This window comes from Clostridium magnum DSM 2767 (assembly GCF_001623875.1).
GTDB classification, from domain to species: Bacteria; Bacillota; Clostridia; order Clostridiales; family Clostridiaceae; genus Clostridium_AM; species Clostridium_AM magnum.
Genome location: NZ_LWAE01000001.1, coordinates 1,023,895 through 1,050,370, shown reverse-complemented (window position 1 = coordinate 1,050,370; position 26,476 = coordinate 1,023,895). Strand labels below are relative to the sequence as shown.

General features: G+C 32.4%; 28 protein-coding genes. 2 read left to right on the top strand and 26 right to left on the bottom strand.

Translation table 11 applies throughout. The features are described 5' to 3' along the window. Positions 1-82: 82 nt before the first annotated feature. From CLMAG_RS05070 to CLMAG_RS04960, 23 genes are all read right to left on the bottom strand, one after another. Positions 83-1,987: a glycosyltransferase family 39 protein gene (locus CLMAG_RS05070; protein WP_139264164.1), complete on the bottom strand. Its 1,905-nt coding sequence runs from the start codon at positions 1,985-1,987 to the stop codon at positions 83-85. A gap of 22 nt (positions 1,988-2,009) precedes the next feature. Further along, positions 2,010-2,447 carry a GtrA family protein gene (locus CLMAG_RS05065; RefSeq protein ID WP_082831800.1) on the bottom strand — a complete coding sequence of 146 codons (438 nt, stop codon included), beginning with the start codon at positions 2,445-2,447 and terminating at the stop codon, positions 2,010-2,012. After that, on the bottom strand, positions 2,448-3,386 hold the full coding sequence (locus tag CLMAG_RS05060; protein WP_066618794.1) for a glycosyltransferase family 2 protein: 939 nt from the start codon (positions 3,384-3,386) through the stop codon (positions 2,448-2,450). A gap of 198 nt (positions 3,387-3,584) precedes the next feature. Next, positions 3,585-4,988, bottom strand: coding sequence for a sensor histidine kinase (locus CLMAG_RS05055; RefSeq protein WP_066618790.1), 1,404 nt, complete (start codon positions 4,986-4,988; stop codon positions 3,585-3,587). Further along, the gene (locus CLMAG_RS05050; RefSeq protein ID WP_066618779.1) at positions 4,985-5,662 is read right to left on the bottom strand and encodes a response regulator transcription factor; all 678 of its coding nucleotides are present in this window, start codon (positions 5,660-5,662) and stop codon (positions 4,985-4,987) included. The genes CLMAG_RS05055 and CLMAG_RS05050 overlap by 4 nt, the downstream gene beginning before the upstream one ends. Before the next feature lie 254 nt (positions 5,663-5,916). Beyond that, on the bottom strand, positions 5,917-7,257 hold the full coding sequence (locus CLMAG_RS05045) for a recombinase family protein (RefSeq protein ID WP_066618773.1): 1,341 nt from the start codon (positions 7,255-7,257) through the stop codon (positions 5,917-5,919). After that, entirely contained in the window at positions 7,202-8,491 is a 1,290-nt protein-coding gene (locus tag CLMAG_RS05040; RefSeq protein ID WP_066618770.1) for a recombinase family protein, read from the bottom strand. Before CLMAG_RS05040 ends, CLMAG_RS05045 begins: the two co-directional genes overlap by 56 nt. A 108-nt stretch (positions 8,492-8,599) precedes the next feature. Continuing rightward, on the bottom strand, positions 8,600-9,283 hold the full coding sequence (locus CLMAG_RS05035) for an N-acetylmuramoyl-L-alanine amidase (protein WP_066618768.1): 684 nt from the start codon (positions 9,281-9,283) through the stop codon (positions 8,600-8,602). Continuing rightward, on the bottom strand, positions 9,276-9,686 hold the full coding sequence (locus CLMAG_RS05030; RefSeq protein WP_066618765.1) for a phage holin family protein: 411 nt from the start codon (positions 9,684-9,686) through the stop codon (positions 9,276-9,278). Before CLMAG_RS05030 ends, CLMAG_RS05035 begins: the two co-directional genes overlap by 8 nt. Before the next feature lie 16 nt (positions 9,687-9,702). Next, complete coding sequence (locus tag CLMAG_RS05025) at positions 9,703-11,055, bottom strand: hypothetical protein (protein WP_066618762.1); 1,353 nt, start codon at positions 11,053-11,055, stop codon at positions 9,703-9,705. A 102-nt stretch (positions 11,056-11,157) separates the two neighbouring features. Continuing rightward, complete coding sequence (locus CLMAG_RS05020; RefSeq protein WP_066618759.1) at positions 11,158-11,667, bottom strand: hypothetical protein; 510 nt, start codon at positions 11,665-11,667, stop codon at positions 11,158-11,160. A gap of 54 nt (positions 11,668-11,721) precedes the next feature. After that, positions 11,722-12,159, bottom strand: coding sequence for a hypothetical protein (locus tag CLMAG_RS05015; protein ID WP_066618757.1), 438 nt, complete (start codon positions 12,157-12,159; stop codon positions 11,722-11,724). Between the two features lie 193 nt (positions 12,160-12,352). Next, a complete protein-coding gene (locus CLMAG_RS05010; RefSeq protein WP_066618754.1) occupies positions 12,353-13,480 on the bottom strand; it encodes a hypothetical protein in 1,128 nt (375 codons plus the stop codon). 1 nt (position 13,481) lies between these two features. Then, positions 13,482-15,338, bottom strand: coding sequence for a phage tail spike protein (locus CLMAG_RS05005; protein WP_066618752.1), 1,857 nt, complete (start codon positions 15,336-15,338; stop codon positions 13,482-13,484). After that, entirely contained in the window at positions 15,338-16,045 is a 708-nt protein-coding gene (locus CLMAG_RS05000; protein ID WP_066618748.1) for a distal tail protein Dit, read from the bottom strand. The genes CLMAG_RS05005 and CLMAG_RS05000 overlap by 1 nt, the downstream gene beginning before the upstream one ends. Before the next feature lies 1 nt (position 16,046). Further along, positions 16,047-18,488, bottom strand: coding sequence for a phage tail tape measure protein (locus CLMAG_RS04995; protein ID WP_066618744.1), 2,442 nt, complete (start codon positions 18,486-18,488; stop codon positions 16,047-16,049). Positions 18,489-18,689: 201 nt separating this feature from the next. Beyond that, entirely contained in the window at positions 18,690-18,974 is a 285-nt protein-coding gene (gene gpG / locus CLMAG_RS04990; RefSeq protein ID WP_066618741.1) for a phage tail assembly chaperone G, read from the bottom strand. Between the two features lie 19 nt (positions 18,975-18,993). Then, a complete protein-coding gene (locus CLMAG_RS04985; RefSeq protein WP_066618737.1) occupies positions 18,994-19,824 on the bottom strand; it encodes a major tail protein in 831 nt (276 codons plus the stop codon). Between the two features lie 5 nt (positions 19,825-19,829). Next, positions 19,830-20,159: a hypothetical protein gene (locus tag CLMAG_RS04980; protein ID WP_066618736.1), complete on the bottom strand. Its 330-nt coding sequence runs from the start codon at positions 20,157-20,159 to the stop codon at positions 19,830-19,832. Further along, the gene (locus tag CLMAG_RS04975) at positions 20,156-20,536 is read right to left on the bottom strand and encodes an HK97-gp10 family putative phage morphogenesis protein (RefSeq protein WP_066618733.1); all 381 of its coding nucleotides are present in this window, start codon (positions 20,534-20,536) and stop codon (positions 20,156-20,158) included. Before CLMAG_RS04975 ends, CLMAG_RS04980 begins: the two co-directional genes overlap by 4 nt. Next, positions 20,529-20,855, bottom strand: coding sequence for a phage head closure protein (locus CLMAG_RS04970; RefSeq protein ID WP_066618731.1), 327 nt, complete (start codon positions 20,853-20,855; stop codon positions 20,529-20,531). The genes CLMAG_RS04975 and CLMAG_RS04970 overlap by 8 nt, the downstream gene beginning before the upstream one ends. Continuing rightward, positions 20,852-21,424: a head-tail connector protein gene (locus CLMAG_RS04965; protein ID WP_066618728.1), complete on the bottom strand. Its 573-nt coding sequence runs from the start codon at positions 21,422-21,424 to the stop codon at positions 20,852-20,854. The genes CLMAG_RS04970 and CLMAG_RS04965 overlap by 4 nt, the downstream gene beginning before the upstream one ends. A 42-nt stretch (positions 21,425-21,466) precedes the next feature. Then, a complete protein-coding gene (locus CLMAG_RS04960) occupies positions 21,467-21,943 on the bottom strand; it encodes a hypothetical protein (RefSeq protein ID WP_066618721.1) in 477 nt (158 codons plus the stop codon). A 161-nt stretch (positions 21,944-22,104) separates the two neighbouring features. Here CLMAG_RS04960 and CLMAG_RS04955 point away from each other — a divergent pair, with 161 nt between their 5' ends. After that, positions 22,105-22,668: a hypothetical protein gene (locus tag CLMAG_RS04955; protein WP_066618720.1), complete on the top strand. Its 564-nt coding sequence runs from the start codon at positions 22,105-22,107 to the stop codon at positions 22,666-22,668. A gap of 34 nt (positions 22,669-22,702) precedes the next feature. Then, complete coding sequence (locus tag CLMAG_RS04950; RefSeq protein WP_066618719.1) at positions 22,703-23,074, top strand: hypothetical protein; 372 nt, start codon at positions 22,703-22,705, stop codon at positions 23,072-23,074. A gap of 48 nt (positions 23,075-23,122) precedes the next feature. Here the strand turns inward: CLMAG_RS04950 and CLMAG_RS04945 are convergent, their stop codons facing one another. Genes CLMAG_RS04945 through CLMAG_RS04935 form a run of 3 tightly spaced genes read right to left on the bottom strand, consistent with a single transcriptional unit; the run spans position 23,123 to position 26,466 of the window. After that, on the bottom strand, positions 23,123-24,406 hold the full coding sequence (locus CLMAG_RS04945; protein WP_066618717.1) for a phage major capsid protein: 1,284 nt from the start codon (positions 24,404-24,406) through the stop codon (positions 23,123-23,125). Positions 24,407-24,445: 39 nt separating this feature from the next. Beyond that, complete coding sequence (locus CLMAG_RS04940) at positions 24,446-25,201, bottom strand: head maturation protease, ClpP-related (RefSeq protein WP_082831799.1); 756 nt, start codon at positions 25,199-25,201, stop codon at positions 24,446-24,448. A 5-nt stretch (positions 25,202-25,206) separates the two neighbouring features. Next, positions 25,207-26,466 carry a phage portal protein gene (locus tag CLMAG_RS04935; protein WP_066618709.1) on the bottom strand — a complete coding sequence of 420 codons (1,260 nt, stop codon included), beginning with the start codon at positions 26,464-26,466 and terminating at the stop codon, positions 25,207-25,209. Positions 26,467-26,476: the final 10 nt, after the last annotated feature.

Here is a 26,476-nt window from a genome sequence, read left to right as displayed (position 1 = left end):
AACTTGTTATAAGTACATATTAAAGTGTTATTGTGAAATTTCGGTGAAATAAATATTATATTTATAAAATTTTACTACATGATTAATTAATACTTAATTTATACAATGTAAATCCATTAAATTGCTCCTTAATAGGTGTACAATTTTTAATTATCCAATCATTTATATTTCCACTTGAATTATCAGTGTTTATAGATGCTTTATTTTTTGTAATAATTGCATATTTAATCTTACCAATCCTAATCATATTCTTATATTCTTCTAAAGTTAAGGGATTATCGCCACCATTAAAACCACCTAAAACCATAACTGGTTCCCCAGATTGAAGAATTAACTCTGCTCCCATATCCATAGCACTTGGGACAGAAGCAATATATGTTGCGTTTCCTCTGTTGTCTTTTAGGAAGATAATCAAATTTGATAACTCTGGATGTCTATCAAATAAATCTCCCTGATTTACAAGCTCTGGACCTGCAATTGGTAATTGAGCATTGTTTCCATAAATAATTGGAGTAAATGACCAAATACCAGGTAATATCAAAAGTGCTGCTATAGGTATGGATATAATCTCTTTTTTCACTCTCTTTTTAATTCCAAAAAATATTAATGTAATTGAAACTGCAAAAACCACGGCACATAATGGTAAAAGCCAGTTAAGCCAGTCTTTATAAAGACTTTGAATATATAATTGCGTTGCTGCTGAAGCTCCAAAGATAGCTATAATGACACTTTTATTTTCAGAGTATTTTTCAAGTAAAAGCGAAACTCCTATTCCAATAAGTCCAGCAATAGCTGAGGAAAGCATAGCAAGATAATAGCGGTGTACCATTCCAATTGAAAAGCTAAAATAAATAAACATTGATATAAAACACATAGTAAAATAGAAAAGAGAGATATTCTTAGAACTTGGCTCAAGTTTTTTTCTAAATAATTGATACAAACACAATAAACTAACCATTAACGCTGGAAATAGAAACCAGGATATTTGTCCTGCAATATTATTGTTATATAACCTAAATATTGATGTAGGACCACCCTCACCACCTAGTCCCTGTCCGTTCATAGGCTTTGGTTGTGGTGAATTTCCACTAGGTGGTCTATTTTTGTCCTCAGCCTTTGTTTTGCCAGGAGGATTATTTCCTGGTTCATTTTTTCTACCATTTTGCTGTGAAGTCATATGGCTATTGTTTCCACCTCCAGAAGCTCTACCAATTAATCTACCCATACCATTATTACCCAAAGTCAGATTTATCTCACTATTAGTGCCACTGCTTCCTACATAGGGTCTGTTTTGAGCTGGAGTAAAGTCAACCGCCATAATCCATGAAAAAGAAACTATAACAAGTATAACAATAGAGATTGCAGATGAAATCATTCTTTTTAATATTTTTTCTTTAGAAAATAAAAAATAGGTTGAATACACTGCAGGAACTATCATATAAGCCTGAAGCATTTTTACATTAAATCCAAGACCGATAAATAAACTTGCAATAATGAGATGTTTAATACTAGACTTTTCTGAAGCTTTAATGGTCTGATCTGAAGCTAAAATAAGCATAAAAATTAGTATTCCATCAATGGTATTGTTTCTGCTAACTGCTACAAGAATTGGTGTTAAGGCAAGAACCAATGCTGAAATTATCCCTGCAGTTTGCCCAAACCGTTTATTTATAATTTTATATATGAGATATACAGAAAAAACACTGGCAAGTGCTTCTGGAAGTACTATAGCCATGCCATTAAATCCAAATATCTTTGTGAATAAAACTTGTATCCAAAGTCCTAGTGGCGGCTTATCTATGCTAATAAAGCCCACTGAATCTATACTGTTATAGAAAAAAGCATGGAAACTTTGTCCCATAGAGTATACTCCTGCGGAGTAATAAAGATTAGCAAGTCCCTCATCCCAAAGTTTCCATATATAAATAACACATGCTAATAATACCGTCAACAATATTGGAAGGTTCTTCTTGAGTTTAAATTTCATTATTATCTCTCCTCTATAATCACTATTTACTACTAAATACCCATAATTTATAACCAAAATAATTTATCCCCTGTGCAATTACTGTAATTATTAATTTTGACATATAAACATTTATACATAAATTATAATTTAATATCCCAAGAGCAATAATTGATATGCCAAGTGATACTACGTTTACTGAAATAAATCTAACAGACTGAATTACTATACTACATTCTATATCTTTTTCTTTAAACGTAAATATTTTATTCATTATAAAACTATTTACAATACCTACACTATACCCAAAGACCTGACATATGAGCTTATCTATATGAAAAAAGCTAAAAAGTATAGAAAACGTAACAAAGTCAACACCTGTATTAATAAATCCAACAATTAAAAAGTGGATAAATGTTTTATATTTCTCATATAGATTTAGAATATTATTATAAAAACTATATTTTATTGTTTTACACAATTAAAATCCCACCTTTTCATCAATTATATAAAGTGGTCTACCTTTTACTTCATCATAAATACGTCCAATATACTCACCAATTATGCCAAGCATTATTAACACTAAACCATTAAAAAATAGACTTAATGCAACAATAGAAGTCCATCCGTGTATAGCATCATTAACAAATAATTTTTTAAATACTATAACAATAAGATATAAAAAACTAAATATTGATATTGAAAAACCTATAATAATTGCCAGCCTTAATGGCTTGTATGAAAAAGATATAATAGCATCAGAAGCAAATTTAATCATTTTCTTAAGAGGATACTTTGTTTCACCTGCAAACCTTTCTTCTCTTGCAAATTCTACACCAGTTTGCTTAAATCCTAACCAACTTATAATTCCTCTAACATACCTATTTCTTTCCGGCACTCTTTTTAATGCTTCACAGACCTTTCTGTCAATTAATCTAAAATCTCCTGTATCTACTGGTATATCAACATCAGTCATCACTCTTAATGTTCTATAAAAAGCTTTTGCTGTAACTTTCTTGAAAAATGTCTCACCTCTTCTACTAAGCCTTTTGCCATAAACAACATCATAGCCTTCCTTCCACTTTTCAATCATTTTTAATATGATTTCAGGTGGATCTTGAAGGTCAGCATCAATTACTATAGCTGCCTTGCCATTAGAATTGTTCATTCCAGCAGTTATTGCAATCTGGTGTCCAAAATTTTTAGAAAAACTTATTAGTTTAATATTCTTGTCCTTATTGCATATATCTTTAACCATCTCAAGAGTCCTATCCTTGCTCCCATCATTTACAAAAATGATTTCATATGCTTCCCCTGTTGTTTCCATTACCTTTTTTAGTCTTTTATAGGTTTCTTTAATAACTAACTCCTCATTATAAAGTGGCACCACTATTGAATATTGAATATTAGTTTCATCCATATGGCATTCCCTCCAAATCAACATATAATATAATTTCACTCTCGAATTGAAGCTAATTCTTTTTCGTACAACACCTTACTTTTCAAAAGTAAAATGTACCTATAAACAGTAGCTACTGCTTATAGGTACATTTTATAATCTTCTTGTGAAATTAGTGTGAAACCTTTAAGTAAAACAAGTTATTCTCTCTAGAAAAATCTATGGTATCTCAATAAAAAATAATACACCATCATCTACATTTTCTACACCTGTTATACCTCCATGAAGTTCTGCTATTAATCTAACTATAGAAAGACCTAGCCCATGCCCTCCATATTGCCTTGCCCTAGATTTATCTATCTTGTAAAAAACATCCCAGATATTTACCAAGTCATTCTCTGGTATATGCTTACCAGTATTAAATACAGATACTCTTACTCCATTATCTTTTTTTTCCACAGTCACCTTGATATATTTCATTCCTTCTGCATGATTTATGGCATTTGTGATATAATTATTTACAACCCGCTCTAGAAGTTCATAGTCAGCATCTACAACTAAATTCTTTTGTATATTCAAATGCAGTGTTATATCTTTTTCAACAAATACAGCTTCAAACCTTTCTGATAGCTTTTGAATCACCCCCCCAACATCAAACTTAGAAATGTTCAATTGAAATAATCCAGCTTCTAACATTGAAAGATTTAGAAGCTCTCTTACCATGTTATCCATGCGATTGCATTCTTCCGCAATGACTATACAATATTTCTGTGTCTTTTCAGCATCATCTGCCACACCATATTTTAAACCTTCCGCATAGCCTTTAATTACCCCTATGGGCGTTTTTAATTCATGAGATATATTTCTCACAAGCTGTTTTCTACGTTCAACATCTTGCTTAAGTGCATCCATGCTGTCACTTAATTTTTCGGATATTTTGTTTATGCTTTTTCCAAGGCTTCCAAGTTCATCATCTGAATCGTAAAGCACACGTTTATTAAACTCAAGATTAGATATTCCTTCTGCCACCTTACTCATTTCAATAACAGGTCTAGTTATTGTCTTTGAAAAAATAAATATGAATATTCCACCCAAAAGTATTAACACCAAGCCTGCAAAAATATAGAACTGATTTGCAATGGATACACTTTCATTAATCCCCTTCAAAGGCTTTCTAAGAATAATAAGGTCTCCATTATCCAATCTAGATATAAAAACTAATTTTGGAGCCTGATCATTTGGTTTTGAAACAACAGAGTATACATATTTCCTAAGCAGCTTATTCTCATTTTGCAAAGCAAGCTGCTCGATTTCACCAGGCAGACGCATTGCATCGGGACCTGGCTTTTGTGGGAATGAATTATATTTTACACTTTGCTCCCTGTCCGTAATTATACAGCTTATTCCGTCAACACGATCTATGAGATTTATGAAGTTAGCGATATTTTTTCTGTTATTTACATATTCCTCACTAATTTTTTTACTTGTTTCTATAAAAACAGCTCTGTTTTTATAAATGTAATACCGTTCCAAAAAAAAAGCATTTAAAAGTATGCCGCAAAGCACTAACAAAACCATGAAAATAGAAAATAGTACAAACAGCTTTGTTCTAATTGTTCTCATGATTCATCCACCTCAAACATATACCCGCTGCCACGTACAGTTTTTATATATTCACCACATGATAAAAGCTTAGCCCTCAGGGTTTTTATATGTGTATCAATGGTTCTTATATCCCCTTCAAAATCATAACCCCATATATTTCTTAATATTTGCTCTCGGGTTAATACTCTGTTCCTGTTTTCTATTAAATAAATCAGAAGACTGTATTCCTTACGATTTAATTCAATTTCCGAATCACATATCGACACCCTATGTGTTTCTTGTTTTATCCTCATTCTTCCAATTTTCATCTCATCAAGGCGGCTCTTTTTTATTTTCCTTAAAAGTACATTAAGTCTTGCAACAAAAACTTCATAGCTAAATGGCTTTGATATGTAATCATCTGCTCCTTTTTTTAGTCCAAATACCTCATGTTTCTCATCCCCTAAAGCTGTCAGCATGATTACAGGAACCTCGGAATGTTCTCTTATTTCCTTAAGCACTTCCCATCCATCATATATAGGCATCATTACATCTAATATAAGTAAATCAATATCCTTCGAGTCAAAAAATATATCGATAGCTTGTTGACCATTACAAGCCTCTACAGAAATATAGCCCTCTTTTTTTATTATATCGCATACAAGTTCTCTGAAAATAGGATCATCGTCTGCAATCAAAATTTTCATATCCATTAACAACACCCTCTTATGATTAATATTAACCAAGTGAACTTTTTTAATATACATTCTATAAAACTTATGTGAAATCCTTGTGAATAATTATTTTATATCCATCAAGGATTTTCAAATACTCTTATTATATATTGATATTCCTTCTAATACTGGTTTAATCAATAACCTAGCCCATTATTTCCAAATATTAAATATTTGTCTCACTTTACAAATCGAAAAAAATTGTCAATATGAAAATCCCCCATGTTTACTAATCATTTTATATATTCAATTATAACTTCTATCTCAGTCCCATCGAGCAAGCTTACAATATTCTTTTCCCCTTCAAACATAGTCATCTTCTCTATTAGCCTTAAAAATAAATTTACATCAAATTCTTTTATTGGCTCTGCTTTTTCAATAATTTTTATAAACTTCTTTGACCTATACCTTACTAAAACGTTGTCACTCTTTAATCCATCCTTCCACTTCTCCATAAAATAATCCTTGTTTTCAATAATAGTATTGAAGGTATTTATAAAAGTCTGGTATAAAACCTTATCATCGATGTGTTTATTTTGGCAGCCTTTTTCACCTTTTATTTTATACCTATTGCTACACATCCAAACTTTTCTTTTAAGATTTTCATTTGTGGAATGCCATGTTTTCCTTCCAAATGAACTGCCGCATCGTCCACATATAACTCTCCCTGCAAAAGGATTATCTAATGTTGCATAATCTAATTTAAATACACCATAAGTTTCAGCAAATACTCGCCTTCTTTCCATCTCAAGTTGTGCCGCTTCCCACATTTCTTTATCTATAATTGCTGGATGACTCTCCTCCACATAATACTGCGGAACTTCACCATTATTCTCTACCCTTTTCTTCGTCAAGTAATCTATGGTGTAAGTTTTTTGAAGCAACGCATCTCCTTTATACTTTTCATTAGTTAGTATTCCTCTTATGGTGCTTTCATACCATTTAGCTTTACCATTCCAGCCTTTAACCCCTTCTTCTTCAAGTTCTCTTGCAATCCTATTTGAACCTTTTCCATCAAGGTAATCCTTATAAATTCTTCTTACTATCTTGGCCTGTTTTTCATCTATTATTAAGTTTCCTTCTTCATCCTTATCATAACCTAAAAACTTTTTATGGTTGACTACTACTTTTCCCTGTTCAAATTTTCTTCTAATTCCCCAAGTGGAGTTTTCGCTGATACTCCTAGACTCGTCTTGTGCCAAGGAACTTAAGATGGTAAGTAAGACTTCTCCTTTTGAATCTAAGGTATTTATATTTTCTTTTTCAAAAATAACACCAATGCCGAGCTCCTTAAGTGTTCTTACATAATTCAAAGTATCAAGAGTATTTCTTGCAAATCTGCTTATAGACTTGGTTATTATCATATCTATTTTTCCTGCTTTGCAATCCTCTATCATTTTATTGAACTGTTCTCTCTTTTTAGTGTTTGTTCCTGAAATACCTTCATCTGCATAAATACCAGCACATTCATAATCTGGATGCCCATTTATATAATTAGTATAATAATTAACCTGTGCTTCATAACTTGATAACTGTTCTAATTGGTCTGTTGATACTCTGCAATAGGCTGCCATTTTCTTTTTTTGCTGCTGTATTTGCTCCTCTAGATTGCCCCTGTTTGCTCTTGCAGGTATAACTGTAATGTTTCTTGCCATCTTTGACTTCCTCCCTTACAATAATTTCTTCCTTTATATTAAGCCTACTTATAAAATCATCATCAATTGATGTTCCAGTACAGGCATCTTTTCCGTTTTTAATATAATTACTGCATTGCCAAACTATCTTTTTACAAGAATACTTGCTATTCCAAGTCCGTCTCCTTAAGGTAGATCCACATTTACTGCAGTATAGCATTCCTGTTAATGGATACCTTTTAGCGTACTTATATGTATCTCCTGCAACATTTCCTTTTGCTTCTGCTCTTCTTTTAATTTCTTCTTGAACCTGTTCCCACATTTCTCTTGAAATAATAGCTGAATGATTATCTTCTATATAATAGCTGTCAATCTCGCCTCTATTCCTTACAGAACGCTTTTTCAAATGGTCTGGTGTATAATATTTCTGAAGTATAGCATCGCCCTTGTACTTCTCATTCTTTAATATTAAATATATAGAGCTTTCACACCATTTCTTTCTACTAATAGTTTGCACACCCTCAACATTAAGTTCCTTTGCAATGGTGAAGCCGCCTTTACCACTTAGGTATTCATTAAAAATTCTTCTCACCACCTCAGCCTCTTTAGGATTTATAATTAAATCTCCATATTCATCCTTGTCATACCCTAAAAACCTTGTGGTGTTTATTATTAATTCACCTTGTTCAAATTTCTTTTTTGCTCTCCATTTAAGGTTATCACTTACATTCTTGCTTTCTTCCTGTGCAAAAGAAGAGAGGACAGTAAGCATTAACTCACCGTCCCCTGATAAGGTATTTATATTTTCTTTTTCAAATCTGACTTCTACACATATATCTTTTAGCTGTCTTACAGTTTCTAAAACAATAGCAGTATTCCTTGCAAATCTCGATATAGATTTTGTGATTATCAAATCTATCTTACCATCTCTAGCAAGCCCAAGCATCCTTTGAAATTCTGGTCTATTTTCAGTAGTTCCTGTAATACCCTTATCTGCGAACACTCCTGCAAATTCATAGTCTGGATTATTAGAAATGATATTTTCATAGTATTGTATTTGATTTTCTAGAGATTCTTCTTGCTTTTCACTATCAGTTGAAACTCTTGCATAAGCACATACTCTTTTCTTCTGCTTTTTCACTTTTAAAATAGGCTCTATAATTCTTACACGCATTAAATTTTCTCCTTTCTATCAAATTCGTACTACCATATATCACTCTAAAGGTGACATAAGTCAAGCTATATAAAACTAAAAGCCGCTACCTAAAACCTTAAGTAACGGCTACTTATTAAATATTATAATTGTTGCATCAAAGCCTGCTGCCTTTAACTTCTGCACTTGATTTTCAGCATTTTCTCTTACTGAATATGAACCAGCCATTACTCTATAGAGAGTTTGACCATCTTCTGGTTGAATTGCTATTGAAGTTTCAACGTAATCAACTCCTACTTGTGCTAATATTTCTTTTGCTAATCCCTTTATTATTCCATTTCTCTTTGAATCAAACAAATTATTATCTTCTGTGTTATCAATAAAGCCTATCTCTATTAACACTGCTGGAGCCTTGGTTTCTCTTAATACATAATAGTTAGCTTCCTTTACCCCTCTATCTGTAAAACCCAAGGCTACAAGAGATGTTTGTATCCTTTGAGCCAAACTTTTAGATTTTGCTCCTGAATTTAAATATGTGTAAGTTTCAGCTCCTCTAGCCTTTTCTGGTTCATAAGCATTTCTATGAAAGGATATAAAGTAATCATAAGTATTTCTATTTTCAAAAGCACTTCTATCATTAAGACTTACTGTAGCATCTGAAGTTCTTGTTTCATCAACTACAGCTCCATGCCTTCTTACCTCTGCTGCTACAGCTTTTCCTAAATCTAATACATCATTAGATTCCTCTCTATTATTATAGGTTGCTCCTGGATCATCTCCACCATGTCCATAATCAAAACATAATCTAGCCATTAAGTTTTTCCTCCTTATTTAGCTGCTCTAAAATATCCTTTAATTTCTTTGGTATTGGTAGTCCTATCTTAGCTGAATTTTCTATAATACTTATACCTTCATTAGAAATATAGAAAAAAATAACAGCACTGCGAATTGCGCTACCGTTTTTAATCAAATTAACATCTATTATATTTGCTATACCTACAAAAACAAAAATAAGTACTTTTTTAAAGATTCCTCTAAAACCAATTTCACTTGATAGCTTTCTATCTACCACTGCTACCATTAAGCCTGTTAAATAGTCAATGATAACAAAGGTAATCAATGCATACATAAAGCCATCAACTCCTCCTAAAAACCAACCTATATAACCACCAATGGCCGCAAATATAGCTTGGAAACTATTAATCAAATTTTTCATTTCTTGTCCTCCCTTATTAATGCGTTGACATATCCAACGGATTTACATAATCACAGGTAAAATCATATTGTATTTTCATTGTGTTAGTTGGCGTTTTTGTTATTGCTTCTGGTAAAAGTGTATGTGCAGCTGCTGGAACAATATACTGCTGTTTCAATTCTCCATAGCCACTACCGTTAAATGTAAACATAGTAGATGTATCATTATCCCAAACAATACTATTGTAGCTATTATAACTTAAGCTTGAGGTACCATATGTGGTTAAATCACTATTTAATTGTAGACAAGTACCATAGACTATTACCGCCCATAATTTATTATTAGGTATTTTGGTTAATGTAATAGCTCCATAACTCCCGCTGTATATTTCAGTCTTACTAGCAAAAGTCCCATCTTTGTTATACTTTGCTACACAGCTTTTATATTTAGAATTTGAACCTGATGTGTCTGTACATCCAGTATAAGTTATATAGACATAAGCATCACTTACCACAATATCAAAATACTGCACACCATAAACAAGGTCAGCTGGGATTGCAGCACTTTTTGAATAAGAAGCTACTACTGCAAAATTCTTATCTAACTTTTTAAAAGAGCCATCACTTATTAATATCCAAAAGTTTGTACCATCATAAGCCATGGCTTTTGCCGCTGTTGGAAGAGTTATATTGTTTTTCTTGACACAAGTATTCTTATCATATACAAATAAAGTTGTTGAACTAGTCTTTAGTACATAGAGATTAGTTTCATCTGTACATAAATTATAATCTGGTAAGTATATCCCACTACCGCCTGATTCTAATGTTTTTTTAGTATATGCTGGATTTATTCTTGGACTTTGAGCATTAGTATCTGTACTAGCTCCTCCCATCCAATATATGCTTTTAAAAGTTCCATTAGCTGCATTGGTAGGAAAATCCATAACATAATGCTTTGTACCAGTAATTCTTGTAGTTTCAGTTTTGTTTATACTACCTCTTAAATTATCATTACCACTGTAAGTATAAACACTATCCGCATAACCTACTATGTTTCCCCAAGTAAAATAATCATAAGGATCTTCTGGAATATCTCCTGTAGTTAAAACCATTATTCTAAAGGGATAAGTTACATATATATCGTTAAGTATATTATCTTGAGCATTATCTAACATTGGGTAATAAAAACCATCAAGATAAGCCATGTTGCCAAATACTGCGGATATTCTGTTTTCACTTTTAGCTTCATAAGTCTGCTTTCCTGTAAGCGAATCATATAACTTAACTGTAGCAGTACCTGTAAATGGTCTTATTAATTTTGTCTTTAATACTTCTATGTTAGTTCCTTTTATTAAATCTCTGCTGTAAGCTAAACTTTCTTTGTATGGCATGATACTCCCCCGCTCTAGTTATTTATCCGTATTTAAAATCTATATTTTATAATTTGGGGCAAATAAAGAATCCTATACCACTAGATATAGGATTTAGTCATATCATTTGCTCTTTCTAATATGATTTTTTTGTTTTAGTTGTGAAATAACTTCATGGGCAAAATTATTATATTTTTCTATTAAATCATCTCTAACTAAGTCGACTCCTTTTTCCCACGCTAATTCTTCTCTCATATTTTCTACCTTATTAAGTTTCATAGTCAATTTATCCATTTTTTCATATTTATCATCATTGCTATCTTTACCAAAATTAATATCTTTCATTTCTTGTTTGCACTCGTCATATATAGATTTGTAATACCCTCCATTGTCTTTCAAGTCCATTATATGTCCAATTTCATGGCATGTAATAATTTCAAAATAATCATCTAAATTTATTTGAAAATAAGTTGCACTTTTTTTAATGTTCTCAAAATTAAAGAATATCTTATTCTTATTTTGGTCATAGTATGCATCAAATTCATCACAATTTGTTTCTTCAATACCACTTATGCTAATTTGATGTTTGTTAAGTAGTTGTTTTATAAATCGCCTACCTTCATATATATCCATAATAATCACCTCTAAGTATTATATATTTATTAAAAAGACACTAAAGAATCTTTTCTATTCTGTTACTTGATCCCAATTATCTTTATATACCTTAAATATACTTTTATGTTTTATATAATCCAAAGTTTTCCAAGTCATAGTTTCATTTGTATATAGGAAATTCCCACCTTCATCCATTATACCTCTAGGCTGGCTTTTAGGTCTTTCTTTTAATTTACATTTTGGAATTATCAAAGTAGTATACTTTTTATGGTTAAATTCTAATAAAACAACTACTAAAAAATCAAAATCGCCTTGAAAATCGCCGTTAATAACTTTACTTGATGATAGTTTCCAATTTATTGTTTTAACTTGTAACTTAACATTCTTATTTTCTAATAAAACTATAATATCCCATCCATCCTGTATTGGATTATTAGATTTAATAGCTTTATAATTATTTCTCCACAATTCACACAATGTATAATATTCACCAATAATTCCAGAGTCCATCCTATCATCTCCTCCTAACATTATAATTATAGCATGAATTTTTACATTATCTATTTATCCATAATTTATTTCTACAGTTAAATATAGAATGTGCTTTATTACCTAATTACGCATTAATTAATTTCTATATATAATTAAATTTAATCAACTAAAGTTTTCTTCATAATCTTTAAGTGAGAACATCCACTTAGTCCTAGTTTGTATTATAATTAACCCTTACTTGCTTTAACTTTAAAATATCTGTACTTGATGTAACTTCCATATACCAAGCAAATCTTATCTTCTTATTTGAAATACCAAGAGATGTCCATTGTGCTTCAGTAATTCCTTGAAGAATTGTCACAGACATTCCTTTATTTTTCACATCCTGTATATTTGTTATATCTACTAACACCCACGAACTTCCATTACATGTTTTCCATGAGACTCCACTATCTGTACTTACTATAAAAGCTATAATTCCACTGCCTATATTATCTGAGGTTATTACTGCATTCATGATATCTTTTATATATGCTTCACTAAATGAAATATCATCTTTCATACTTACTATTATTGGCTTAGGCTTAATTGTTTGAGTTACCTTTGGTGCAGGCATTTCTGCTAAAGGTGACCATATTTTTAAGCTTGGAGCTGAACTTGTTATACCTGTTCTTTCTTTACGGTATGAGTAATCACCATAGGTTTGAAACTTATCTGCAGCTAACGGTAATTCTGCAACCTTAACATAACTTGAAGATGCTGTGTCCCAATGTTTAATATCATTTCCATCTACCATAAGATATTTTATATTAGTTTGAATATATGAACCTTCTTGAACAGTATATGCTTTCCCTCGATCCTGCTGTGGAACAAACGCATAAGATTTATTATTTTCAAGAGTTAAATTAGTAGTTCCAAGTGTAGGGTTTTCAAAAGCATTTGTTCCTGTATTCGGTATCTTTTCAATAACAAGGACCATAGCACCATCATTATAAAGTATAAGTTCCCATACCAAATCAAGAGTTCCCCAAGTGCTGTAGCTTTGATGACCTTCCCATCTTATTCTAAAGGTAGGTTTATCATTTACAGTTTCTTTAGCATAATAAATGTTATCTGCTCCTGCATCTCTTCTATTTATCTTAAGCTGCTCATTTGCTCCAGTAAAACCAAGCCATGAATTACCATTACTGTTAATGGTAGTTCTACAATTTACTCCATTGTAGAAAAAATCAAAACCTATGTCTGAAAAACTTACTGTATTATCATCATTATGAGAGCTTACTGAAGTCATGCCGCTATTTCCTTTTGGAGCAATTATATTAGTACTATATACTCCCATACTACTTAACCTCCAATTTTTCAATACTTGCAAAATTGCTGCTGTCTAATAACTGAAAGCTGTACATTTTGCCTGTATCTATAGTTTCAGAAACTGCTGTTCCTTCATAAACTGTTTTAAAGTAAAGTCCATCATTATCTATTATTAATACATTGTCATCTATTGAATATTTGTACTTATACTGAGGATTAAAATATAAAATTTCACCATACTTTTTAAGTGAAATAGCATAATTTGTATTCATTTGCTTTCCACTGGCTATTGCTGATATATCAACAGTAAGATGATTAGTGAAGGCTTGTGTATACGGATTTTCTAGCTTGATATCTCCACAGCTGCTCTTAATTTTACTCATATACAACCCATTCATATTTACAAGCCCCTGCTTTTCAAAACATTCTGCATGTGCAGGATCTGCACTTAATCCTCCTTGAAGATTTCTACCATCAATCATACACTGAAGATTAAACATCGGTATACTTAATGTACCTGTGTCTACTTTCAAAAATACAGCAATATAATGTGGTCCTCTTGAAACCTGTGGTATTCCAAGAGGTATTCCTACAACGTTATCACCTTGCTGCAATTTTTGTTTTGGAGTAAAGGGAATATCTTTGTTATCAAGCTGAATTTGAATTGTTACAGTGCATACAGAACTAGCTGTACAGTACATACAAAAATTCATAGAAAGGTTGGTGGATGATACTGCTGTAACTCCAAGATATATTGGTTCTATTGCTGTTGTTCCCACTGTTAGTGCTGTAGGGTTAGCATAATAAAGCATAGAGCTTAAGGCTTCAGCTACCTTATTACCAAGTTCATCTATAGTTGTCTTAATAATACCCATATCTAATTGATTTAATATGTTATCTTTGGGTTGCCCAAGTTCAACTTTAACATTTACACCAGTTAGAACATCCTTCTTTATTTTAAGCACAGGCACTTTCACATCTATTTCAAAGTCTTTGTGCCTTACTATAACTAAATCGCCTATGTTAACAGTTTGAAGATGTTTATAATTTTCATATTCCTTTGTTTTACTAAGTTCAATGAAATCCACATCTATACTTACTTTACTTAACCCTATTACATTTGCTGATTCTTTAGCCAGCAGTCTTAAAGTAACTTCATCTTCTGCTTCTTTGAATTCTACCTTCTTTATGATTGGAAATGGTGGATACTTATCACTATTCCAATTAGGAACACTTATATATTTTTCAGTAAGCTTGATGCCATCTTTTCCTACTGGATAAAGCTTTGTTACAACGCTGGTGGTATCTACATTAAACTTTAAACCAACTATATTTTTACCCTGAGCAATCAGAACTCCTGCATCTTTACCAATAGAATTGAGGATTTTTATATCGAAGTTATCTCTTTTCAGTTCCCCGCATGCCCATATATCAATTATAGAAAATATAGCTTCTACAGGATTTTTCTCAATTACACTAATTGAATTTGCAGTTATAATATCACTATCTACTGTATATATAGTAAGTAAATCTCCTATTAAAGATTTTTGTAATGCTGTTTTTACACTACAATTTTCAGCTTTCATACTTTCGATAAAATAGTAGGCTAAATCATAAAATATGTGTTTTGACCATACTTTAATAACGTTTTTGCCATCACTGTTTTTTTCTACTTTATATATCCTAAAAAGCTGACCATCTGCTTTGATAATATTCCATTCTTCAAGATACTTTGATTTCTTAGAATTGGCAGGATACTCAAGCTCTAAAGAATAATCTCCATTTAATTCTTCTATAATATAGCAGCTTATAGCTTCACTTAATATTCCAAGACCATTATTATCAAAGTTTCCTTTAGTAGTTTTCTTATCGTAGATGCATATCATTACAACCACCGCCAGTTTGGTAAAAGCTCTATTTTAGTAACTCCGCCGCTCCACTCTATAATGTTTTCACCTGGTTTTAGTTTTAAAAATTCACCACTCATTTTCCCATTTAAATTATTTCCTGTATCATCATAACAGTCCTGTATAACTGAATTTACTATGACTTTCTCAGTTATACCTTTAAAGCTTATTTGCTCTCCATTTATTTTTAAAACTATATCACCTGATCCATAAATACTTGTTATAGGTTCACTTTCAATGGTTCCTGGATTAGTTATTGAGGTTTTTGATTGATTTATTACTACTGCAGTATTTTGGGTTGCATACTTAAAAGGTCTGCAGTTAAAGATTATTGGAAACTCGCTGAAATATTTATAGACTTGTTTAAAATCAATAGCATTTACTACTTGTGCAATATACTTTTTATCTGATTGAAAATTAAATGTCAAATTACTTTCTCCTGCATTAAAGAGCCAAGCTTTTATATCATCCAGCTTATTTGCAAGGTTTTGTTTATCTTTTACTGAACATTCAACGGTTAGTGTTATATCTTCATATGTTTTCTCATCAAACCTTAAATTAGAATCTCTTCCTGGAATGTTTGTTGTGCTTATTCTACGCTTTGGAGAAGGAATGCTCGGCCTTTGTGCTATTAAAATTCCAAAATCATCGTAGCTATTCTTACCACTAAAATTAAAACTAAGCATCCTAATTACCTCCCTTTCCCATAGCTATTCTCTGTCTATAAAACTCCAGTTCATATGCAAGCTGTTCTATATCTTTTTCAGTATTATTAATAAAATTTTCTATGTGTAAAGTAAGCCCATTGTTATTTAAATCTCTGACTTGTCTTGATATATCCTTAGTTGGCACTATAACTTCTGACATTTTAGCATTTACTTTCATATCCAAGGATAATCCTTTAATAGCCTCTGACACAACATTCTTACTTTTATTTATACCTTCAGCAAGACCACTCATAAAATCTGGCATCCAGCTTTCATAATCCGTAAGTGGTCCTTCATCTGGAACAGAAAAGTGTAAATAACTTCTTATCTTAGCTGCTAGTGCACTTACTGCATCTTCAACACTACCTATAGCTGATCTGATTCCATTTACAATTCCCTGTACAAAGTCTGCTCCATAGCTCCAAGCTCTCTCAGGTAAACTAGCTAAATAACTTAAAGCACTACTTATACCACTCTCTATAGAACTTCTTACACTTCCTATAGTGCTGTTTACTCCATCCTTCATTTTTGTAAACATATCTGAACCATAACTATAAAGTTTACTTGGAAGTTCTGAAAACCAAGTTAAAATAGAATTCCATATATTAAGCACTGTTTCTTTTATATTTGTGCAAAGATTTATTACAGTTTCTTTAAGTTTAGTCCAAGCACTTATAGCTGTATTTTTTATTGCTTCCCATATATTGGTTAGCGCTGTTTTTATGTTGTTCCATATACTTTCTATATCCGATTTTAGTTGTGTAAAATTACCTGTTACTATATCAATAATTATAAGTACAGCACCTAGAACAATATTCTTAATGATATCCCAGGTATTTTGAAATATGGTTTTATAAAAACTTAAAGCTGGCTCTAAGAATCCTTTTATACTATTTAGGCCGTTACTGATAGTGCTTTTTAAATTTTCCCAAGCTGTTAGTGTTGAAATTTTTACATTCTCCCATGCACTAGATATGGATGTTTTTATATTTTCAAAGGTTAAAACTATACTGCTCCATAACTCTGAAGCCTTAGCTTTTATTTGATCCCAATGTTGATATATTAGTACTCCAGCAGCTATAGCTATTCCTATGCCAATTACCCAAGGATTGAATATTGTACCTAACAGCTTTGACATTCCACCTAACTCACCAATAGCAGTTGATACCTTACTAAAAGCACTAGATATATCACTAACAGCTTTTACTACACTAGCTATACCAACCAAAGCAGGACCAATTGCTGCAACTATAACACCTATAATAAGTATTATTTTTTGCGTGCTTTGATCTAACCTTCCAAAAGCTTGTATCCATTCATTTAACTTAGTAATTATAGGAGTTATTATAGGTAGTATATTCTGACCCATTGTTGCACCAAGTTCTTTTAAGCTCTCTTGAAACACTCTCATCTGGTTAGCTGTACCAGCACCTGTACGTTCAAAATCTCCCTGGGCATTCTTTGTCTTTTCCAAAACATAATTATATCTAAGCTGAACCTTTTCAGCTTCTGTCATATCTTGAGTTTTCTTCTGTATTCCTTTGCTATAGGCATATTGCTGAAGGTTAGTATCTGTCATCACTACCCCTAACATTTTTAAGCTTTCTGTTTCACCAGTAAATATGCCATTTAAGGCTTCTTCAGCTTGCTTTATATCAATGTTTTTAAAACTTGATAAATCCCCAGCTAATCCGACTAAAGACATGGACATTTTTGCCGCTTCTTCTTGATTTAGCCCCATGCTTGTTGCCATGTCACCATAAAGAGCGGACATATCTAATGCTGTTCCTTTTGCTATACCATAACTTTTAAGAGTAGTTTCTGACCAATCCTTAACTTTTTGATTTACACTTCCAAAGGCAACCTCAACTTTATTCATACTTTCATTTGTATCTGAAGCTAATTTCACACTTGCAGTACCTGCTGCAACTAAAGGAGCTGTTAGTGCTAAACTTAATTTTGATCCTACATTGCCAAGCCCTTCACCTAGGGTTTTCATTTTACTTCCTATACCATCAAGACTTTTCCCTAAAGAAGTCCATTTACTGCTTTGAGCTTCTATTTCTTTATTAGCTTTAGAAAGTTCATTCTCCATTTGTGAGAGAGTCTGTTTTGCCTTATTAAGTTTTATCTCGAGCTCTTGTGTAGATTTGCTGTCCTTCCCCTTAGTTTCAGCACTCTTATTGTAGGCTTGATCCAGTGCACTTACCTTTTGCTTTTGGAGTTCTAATTGTTTAGCAAGACTTTCTGATCTTAATTTAAGACCTTCAATACCTTTTGCATTTTCTCCAAGTGCCGCAGTGTTAGCTTTAAACTCACTATCAAGAACTCTAAGATTTCTATTAATACTGCTTATACCATTTTGAAATCCACTTGAATCAAGTCCTATTTTCACAGCTAAACTTCCAAGTTCTTCTGCCACTCTCTCACCACCTCTACAATATATTTAAAACAGCAGTTAAGTTCTTTCTGTATTCCTTATTAGCCCTGTAAATTAAAATATCAAAATAATAGAATATATCCATTTCATCAACATCATTCAGTGTCCATCCCTGCTCTAAAAGCTGTGAATAAATTTCTTTTATAAAATCAAGCGGAGACAGTTTTTCATCACTATCTCCGCTTACTTGTTTGGGAATTCCTTTAATTTATTTCCCATAGTTCCCACTATTCCATTTATGCTATTGTTAAGAGTTTCTATAAGTTTGTCTGCATCAAGCCCATCATAAAAATCATCTCTGCTAAATTTGTTACCATAGAGATCTACAACGAAATCTACTAAGCCATCTAAATCCTTAGTTTTTAAGTTATTGAAATCTATGTTTTCATTTATCTCGATGGCTTTTCTGAGCATTCTTGTTTTTACCTTAGGCATAACATAAGTTTTGTTATTTAGTACTATATCCACAGTTCACACCCCCTATAAATTAACCTGCTGTATATGCTGAAGTTGAGCTTAATACTAATCCTGCTGGTCTATTCGTTGAGACAGCTACCTTTACCCTTACCTGTACTTTTCCTGCCGCATAAGCACTATTTCCAATATTTTGTGGATTTGCTGTTACTGCTAACCATGTTGCTCCTCCATCTGTGCTGTACTCATAATCTGATGCCTTATCATACCCACTAACATTAGTCCAGCCAAAAGTATTAGCTGTATCATCTTGAACTGGGTTTGTTGGTGCAGATGGTACTACTAATAAACTATATACCTTAGTAAACCAAGTAGCTCCACCAGTAAATCCACTATCTTCATCAGCAGTATATTTCCACTTGCCATCTGCTCTTGTAAGAAATGTACCTTTAAGTTTTGGTGTTTGGAATTTAGTTTTATCTTCCTGAGTTGAATGCTCTTCTTCTGGTTCACTAAACTTTCCTTTAAGTAACCAAACATATCTGTACTTTCCATTGGCTTTTTTAACCTTAAACCCTATAGCTACATAAGGAGCTATATCATCAGCTTCATAACTCATTACTTTAGTTGTAGTATCTAATGTATGTCCAAGAAGTACGGCTTGAACCTCTAAAGGTAAATCTTGAGTTTCAATTTCCACATCTACCTCTCCCATACTTGATACTGTTTCTACTGCTCTGTTATCAGCATACAAAGTATCTGAATTGCTTTTAGGATTAATCTTTACATTTATTGCTGGAGAAATTAAAGCTGGTGTACCATAAGTTGGCGCAACTTCATCACTTAAAACTGCATATACTAAGTTTTCTACTCCTACTGGAGCACTATTTACTATACCTGACATGCTTATTACCTCCCTTCAATCTGAATAAAAAATCTCATTGCTTTGTGATATATTTTAGTATCTTCCTCAAATAAATCAGCCGCAGAAGTTCTTATAAACCCTGCGGCTTTCATATAGTTTTTTACTTTTTCTATAAGTTCTGTATAATCAGTTTTGCTCCATACATCTACCTGAATATAATAGCCTGTAGCTTTTTCTTCATTATCAGCATACTGCTCACCTTGTTCTAAGTAATTAAAAAAAGTTATATAGGTGTGTTCCTTTCCATTGTATTTTTGAAAAGAAACTGGGACCTTAAGAGGCTTTAAAGCTTCAAGAATTAGCGTATTTATCACTTCAAACCCTCCTTCAATGTTTCAGCTATAGCTTTCCTTATCGTATTCTTATTTTTCTCATAGGCAGGTTGTAAAAAAGGTCTTGCAGGCATTTTAGAAGTTCCAAATTCTATAAATTTTCCATAGAACACTTCTGAATTATCCCCTCTATCCACACCTACAAGAATATATTTCATTCCATCTTTCTTTTTTACATTGGTTATCTTAAGACCTTTTTTAAGCTTTCCAGTTCTCACAGGAACATTTTCCTTTGCATCTTCAAGTACAGGCTCTGCTGCATTTTTTAGTGCTTTGTTCTCGAGCCTACCAACATTTGCACCCATTTGTTGAAGTTTATTTAAAATCTCGTCAACGCCTGTAAGCTCTATACTAGCCACTATTCTCAACCTCCAAAGCTTTTATTTCCACATACTTATTTTTATATTTGATATTATCTATGGCATTTATGTTGTACTGCTTATCTTCAAATAATATCCTCATATCACTGGTTAAGCTGGATAGATATCTTATAGTAAACTTCACTGTTTTCTCTGCTTGCACAGCTGCAGCTGCAAAGAATTCTCTGCCTTGAAGATTTTCAGCCTTTGCCAAGCAAGTTATAAAATCTTGCCATACTTCCTCTTCAAAACCATTTTCATTTGTGGAAGTTGTAAGCTTTTGAAAAGTTATTTTGTGTTTTAATTCCTCTGTTCTCATACTGGTATCACCCTATTCATACTTAGTAATGAATTCCTTGCTTCTTCAATTTTAGTTCTTTCATCAGGCCTGTAGTCATCATAAAGAAGTTTCATGTGAAGGATCATTGCCCATTTAACTGTTTCAGGAACACTTTCTGCTTCAGCTCCAAAGCCAGAAGTAAATCTAATCCTTACAGCATTGACAGTTTGCAGAGTTATTGTGGGCCACAACTTACAGTAGCCAAGCACAATTCTATTAACAAAGCTGTCTGTATCAACAATGTAGTTACTTTTATTAAATATAAATTCTTTACCATTCGTATCATAGTACTTAATATTTTCAACACTTTGAACTGGTGAACTGCTTTCAAATAATATATAGTTATACTTTGGAAAATCATCAAGTACCAATTCTAAAGTTTGAGTGATATATTTTCTATTTTGAAAATCTTCACAAAACTCTCTTGCCTGTCTGATCATACTGAATAAAATAATATCATCATCATTATCAACTATTCTTAAATGCTGTTTTACTTCTTCCAAAGTTATAGGTTCAACTGCTGGTGGAGTTATAACTTTTAATGCCATAAGATCACCTCAAAAGTAAAGGAGCCAAAAGGCTCCCTAATTTTAATCAACTACTGCCGATAGCTGTTCAGTCTGGGTGTATTTGTTTTCTAATATAAACTCACCACATGCAAAATTTGTAGCTTGAGAACTAGCTCCAATTCTTATATTTAAACAGCAGAAACCATTATTCATATCAAGTTTAGCTGGGTCTATATAAAATATTATTTGCTTATTTTTTGCTGTATTAGCTACAGTAAAGCTTACTCCATCTGACTGCCTTACAAGTGTATCACTTGCTGAAACATCCTCATTTGCCAATATAGGAACATCATTTACTAAAGGCTTTGCACCGGTTCCTTCTACATCCTGTGATTGGTATAAAGAAATTTGTGTTGCATGTCCAGCAGTTTGAGCTAGATTTACAATAACCGCTGCTGTAACAGCATTCTTAAGAGTTATATAATCACTTGTTATTGCAGCATTTGTGGTTTTAGGTTCAAATACTTGTATTATTTTATAGTTTTCAACTAAGTTCATTTTTTAACCTCCATTTTTACAATAATTATTGCATGCATTTTCAATATACATTCTATTAAACTTCTGAAAAATAATATAATAGAAGCTTAATAGAATAAATAATTGACATAATAGAATTTTAGTAATATCATATTAGTATAATATTACAAGAGGTGGTTATTATGTTATCAATTGAACAAATTGCTCAACTAAATTCAAACAACATATCAGTTAATCCTGATCATACTAAATCAGTTGTTAAACAACTATGGAATAATGCATCAACTCATCAGAAACAAAAGGCTGTAACTATTGGTTCTTATAAGAATACGAAATCATTCGGTCCAGTAAAAGATATTGGCAAAATCTCTGTTCGTATGGCAATTGTTTTATCACAAGTTTTTAATGTTAACCCTTTTTACATTATAGGTGAAGAAACTGAAGACAATGGCTTTAATGAAAATATAATGGATCAATTTTTACAACGCTTTGGTTTTGGAGACTTTGCTACCTCTAATGATTCTTACACCCAAGTTCCATCGATTCAACGCTCTCCTATTACAAATGATATACTCAAAGATTTTGCCAGTAATATAATTGATTCTGTAGAAATGACTGATGAATTAATGGCATTATCTGAGGAAGAAGCTATTCAACTTCTTAAGGCGTTAAATACTAAAGCTAAATTAAATAATTTTGATTCAGTTATTAAATTGTTGCTCATTAAAAAAATTCTTGCTTCTTAATATTACTAAAATTTAGTGTTATGAGGTGATTTTTATGAACAAAAAATATGTTAAGATGTTTCAAAAAGCAAAGCAACTTGTCAACGTCAGTTCTTCAACTATACAGCTTTTTAATTTTTTAGAAGCTAATCCATCAACTTATTCTATAGGTGTTTCAACAAATTGTACCATTTATAAATTTGGCATACCTGTATGTTACATTTATTTTAAAACTCGAAGCATTGAAGCATGGGACGAAGATCAATCTGGTAACGAATGTACTAAATTTAATGATCTAATAAGTAAATTTACCACGACGCCAAATTTAAGATTAGTTTCTAAGCCAAATGGTGTACCTATTCAAAAAGCTTCCTTGTACACTGATGCAGATGTATTAGATTTACTTAACGCTATTCAAATTCTATAATTCTCTTACCCTGATGCAGAAAATTCATCAGGGTTTTATTTTTTATTCCTATCTATCATTCAAAGTTACGAATGGACTCAAAGGATTAGCTCCCTTATAAGGTGTTATCGGCTTACTCTTATAAGGCATACCATTGAACTTATAAATAAATCTAAATACCTGCTCGTCATATAAAAATCTCACATGAATAGAAACATCAGCAGATGGTGCTTTCTTATCTATTCCAATATATTGTGTTGGATCTGCTAAGATTATATCTCCCTTTTTACCAAGTACTGAGCACTGCTCTATTGGAATTATTGGTCTATTAAGTAATGTGCTGTACTGAGATGTTGCAGCTCCACCAGAAGGCATAAACACAGGTGCTCCGCCAGTTCCAATATTAAGTGCCATAGTATAAAGCTGTGGTTCTATTTCTTGATTTATATACCAAACAGCATTTGCTCTGAGTCTTGCAGGCATTGAACTCCACATTCTAAGTATGTTCTCATACTTAATAGTACCTGCTGCTTGGTCTTTTTCTTTAGCTACAGTAACTAAAGCATCTGAGTTTAATATTCCAAGAGGCATTCCAACACCACTACCATTAATAATGGCATCATCAATCTTAAAGCTCATTTCATCAGCATAAGCTTGTCTTACTATAGCTTCAAGTGCAGTTGCATCTTGAAGTAAATCATCAGTTACATAACAAAGTGCTAAAAGCTTTTGAAGAGACATTTCAATTTCTTTAAACTTTGGTTTACTTTGAGCTGCTGTTTCAGCTTCAGCTACCCAATAAGCTTGAACACCACCCCATCTGCTTCCATTTGCTCTGCTGTTTTCATCTATCCCAAGTGCTCTAAGTCTATTGGTATTAGCTCCTATAGGTATCATTCTTATTCTGTTTGCCACTTGGCTTTGAGTCATCATGGATTCAAATAAATCATTTATAAAATCATTCTCAAGAAGGAATCCACCTTCTGAAGCTACACTTTCATTTAATCCAGTTGCTGAGTTTTGGTAAGTTAATCTATTATCCATTCTTCCACCAGGACTTGATGCCTTAGCAACAGCACCTAAAAACTCTCCCATGTTATTCCACTTCTTTTCATTATAGTCTTTAGGCTGAGCATATATTGGTTCATTTACTGGAGTCTGTGCTTGTTTTTGTCTTTCAGCATCTAAGGCATCAATCTCCTTTTGTGCTTCAATTTTGGCTTTATGAGCCTTAATTTCAACAAGCTTTGCATTTATTTCTTCTGCTGTAGCATCCTCTTTATTTATAAGGTTTTTAGATTCTGTTTCTAAATTTGATAACTGAGCTAATAGCTCTTTCATTTTCTCTGACATATAATATACCTGCCTTTCATTTTGAAAATAATAAATGCCCTAAAGCTCACACTCTAAGGCAAGTTTGGATTTTAGTAATTTAATTTTTTCTTCATCTTTATGGACTTCCTTGAATCTTTTATTATATTGCGTAATAAAATCTCTAGTCTTATCATTAACACTATTTTGAATTGCAAATCTGCTAAACATAAAGGAATTTTCTATTGGCTCAGTATCTGTTTCTTCTTTATCTTGTGTGTAAAGCATTCCATCAACAAAGCCTTCGCTTACAGCTTTCTTAGCACTCATCCAAGTTTCTTCATCCATCATCTGTGATATCTTGGCTCTGGATTTACCTGTTTTAAGCTGATATGCATTAATTATTGTATCTTTAACTTCATCCAGCACATCCGCTCCATGCCTTAAATCCTTAGCTTCACCTTGGAAATTTCCCCAAGGGTTGTGAATCATTAGAATTGACGTTGGTGACATGAGTATTTCATCCCCTGCCATAGCTATAACTGAAGCTGCTGATATTGCAACACCATCTACTTTGACCTTTACTTTTCCTTGATGCTCCTTAAGTGCTGTATAAATTCTTGATGCCGCATAAACATCTCCACCATAGGAATTGATCCATACATTTATATCTTTTCCCTTATACTGACTAAGGTCTGCCATAAAGCCTTTTGGTGTTACATTTTCTATTCCAAAGAGCATAGACCAAAAGTCATCATCCATAGCAATATCACCATCAATTCTAAGTTCTATCTCCTCTTCATTTTCTTCATTCTTTGCAAAGTTCCAAAATGGCAATTTCATCACTTCCTTTCACTAATCATATTAAATATTTCTTCCCTTAAAGCCTTAAGCTGTTCTTGTTGTTTTCCTGCCTCACCCATGTTTAAAGGTTCTAAATAAATATCTCCATTAGGTATTGGATTCATATTTTCAAGTCTTCTTATATCATTAACAGAAAGCCATCCCCATTGTCTTCCTTGTGCATAAGCCTCATATCTTGATTTAATATCCCCACGGAGCAAGCCACTAATATTAAATTCAAAGTATCTGTTCTTTCGTTTTGATTCAGGTGATAAAAGCTGCAGATTTAAATTTTCCTCCCACCGCTTAAACCAAGGTAGCATAGTATAAACTATAAACTCCAAACTCTGATGCTCAATATTGTTATTAGTAGACCTTGTTAGATCCTGTACCAAATGAAGAGGTATCCTAAATATCCTGCACACATCCTCAATTCTAAATCTTTTAGATTCTAAAAACTGTGCATCTGTAAGTTTCATTGTGACTTCTTTAAACTGTCCACCACCTTCAAGTATCATTGGAACACCTGCATTTTGAAGTCCAGTATAGTTTCTTTTAATATCTTTTTTAAGTCTTTGAAAAGCTTCATCTCCAAGCTCATTAGGATACTGAAATATCCCACTTGTAGATGCCCTATTGTGATAAAAGTTTCTTTCAAATTTATCTTGTGATAACCCAATATCAATAGTTAAAGCTGCATAAGTAAGAGGTGTTATTCCTATGTAACCATCTAAGGTTAGTCCTGGAATATGAAGTATTTCATCTCTTGTTTTAGGTTCCTGTTTTCCATCTATAAAATAAAGGAGCCTTCCTGTGCTTTTATCTATATCAATTCTCACCCTTTCCCAAGATATGGGTCTAAGCTCTAAAAGCTCTCCATGAAGATTAAAAACCTTCTGTGCTATTAAGTTTCCTCCAAGATTTATATTTGTCATTCCAAACTCTTTGAATTGCCCTGGTGTCATTTCTGCATTTGGTGCATAATGAAGCACTCCATACTCAGCAGTATCTGTTACTTGACTTCTGTTGCCTTTATCATCTTTTTCATAAAGAAGTATTGGACAACTTGCTAGAGTTTCTGAAAGTACCCTATTACAAGCAAACACAGCAGAAAAACTCATAGCTGTATCAGTATCTATTCTTAAATTGTCTACTGGCACATCTTCTCCACCTAAAAAATTCTGCGAATACTTTTGCAATACTTCGAATAGAGCATTTTGTGGAGATAAAAACAGCTTGCATCTATCTATAAATTTCAAAACATCACCT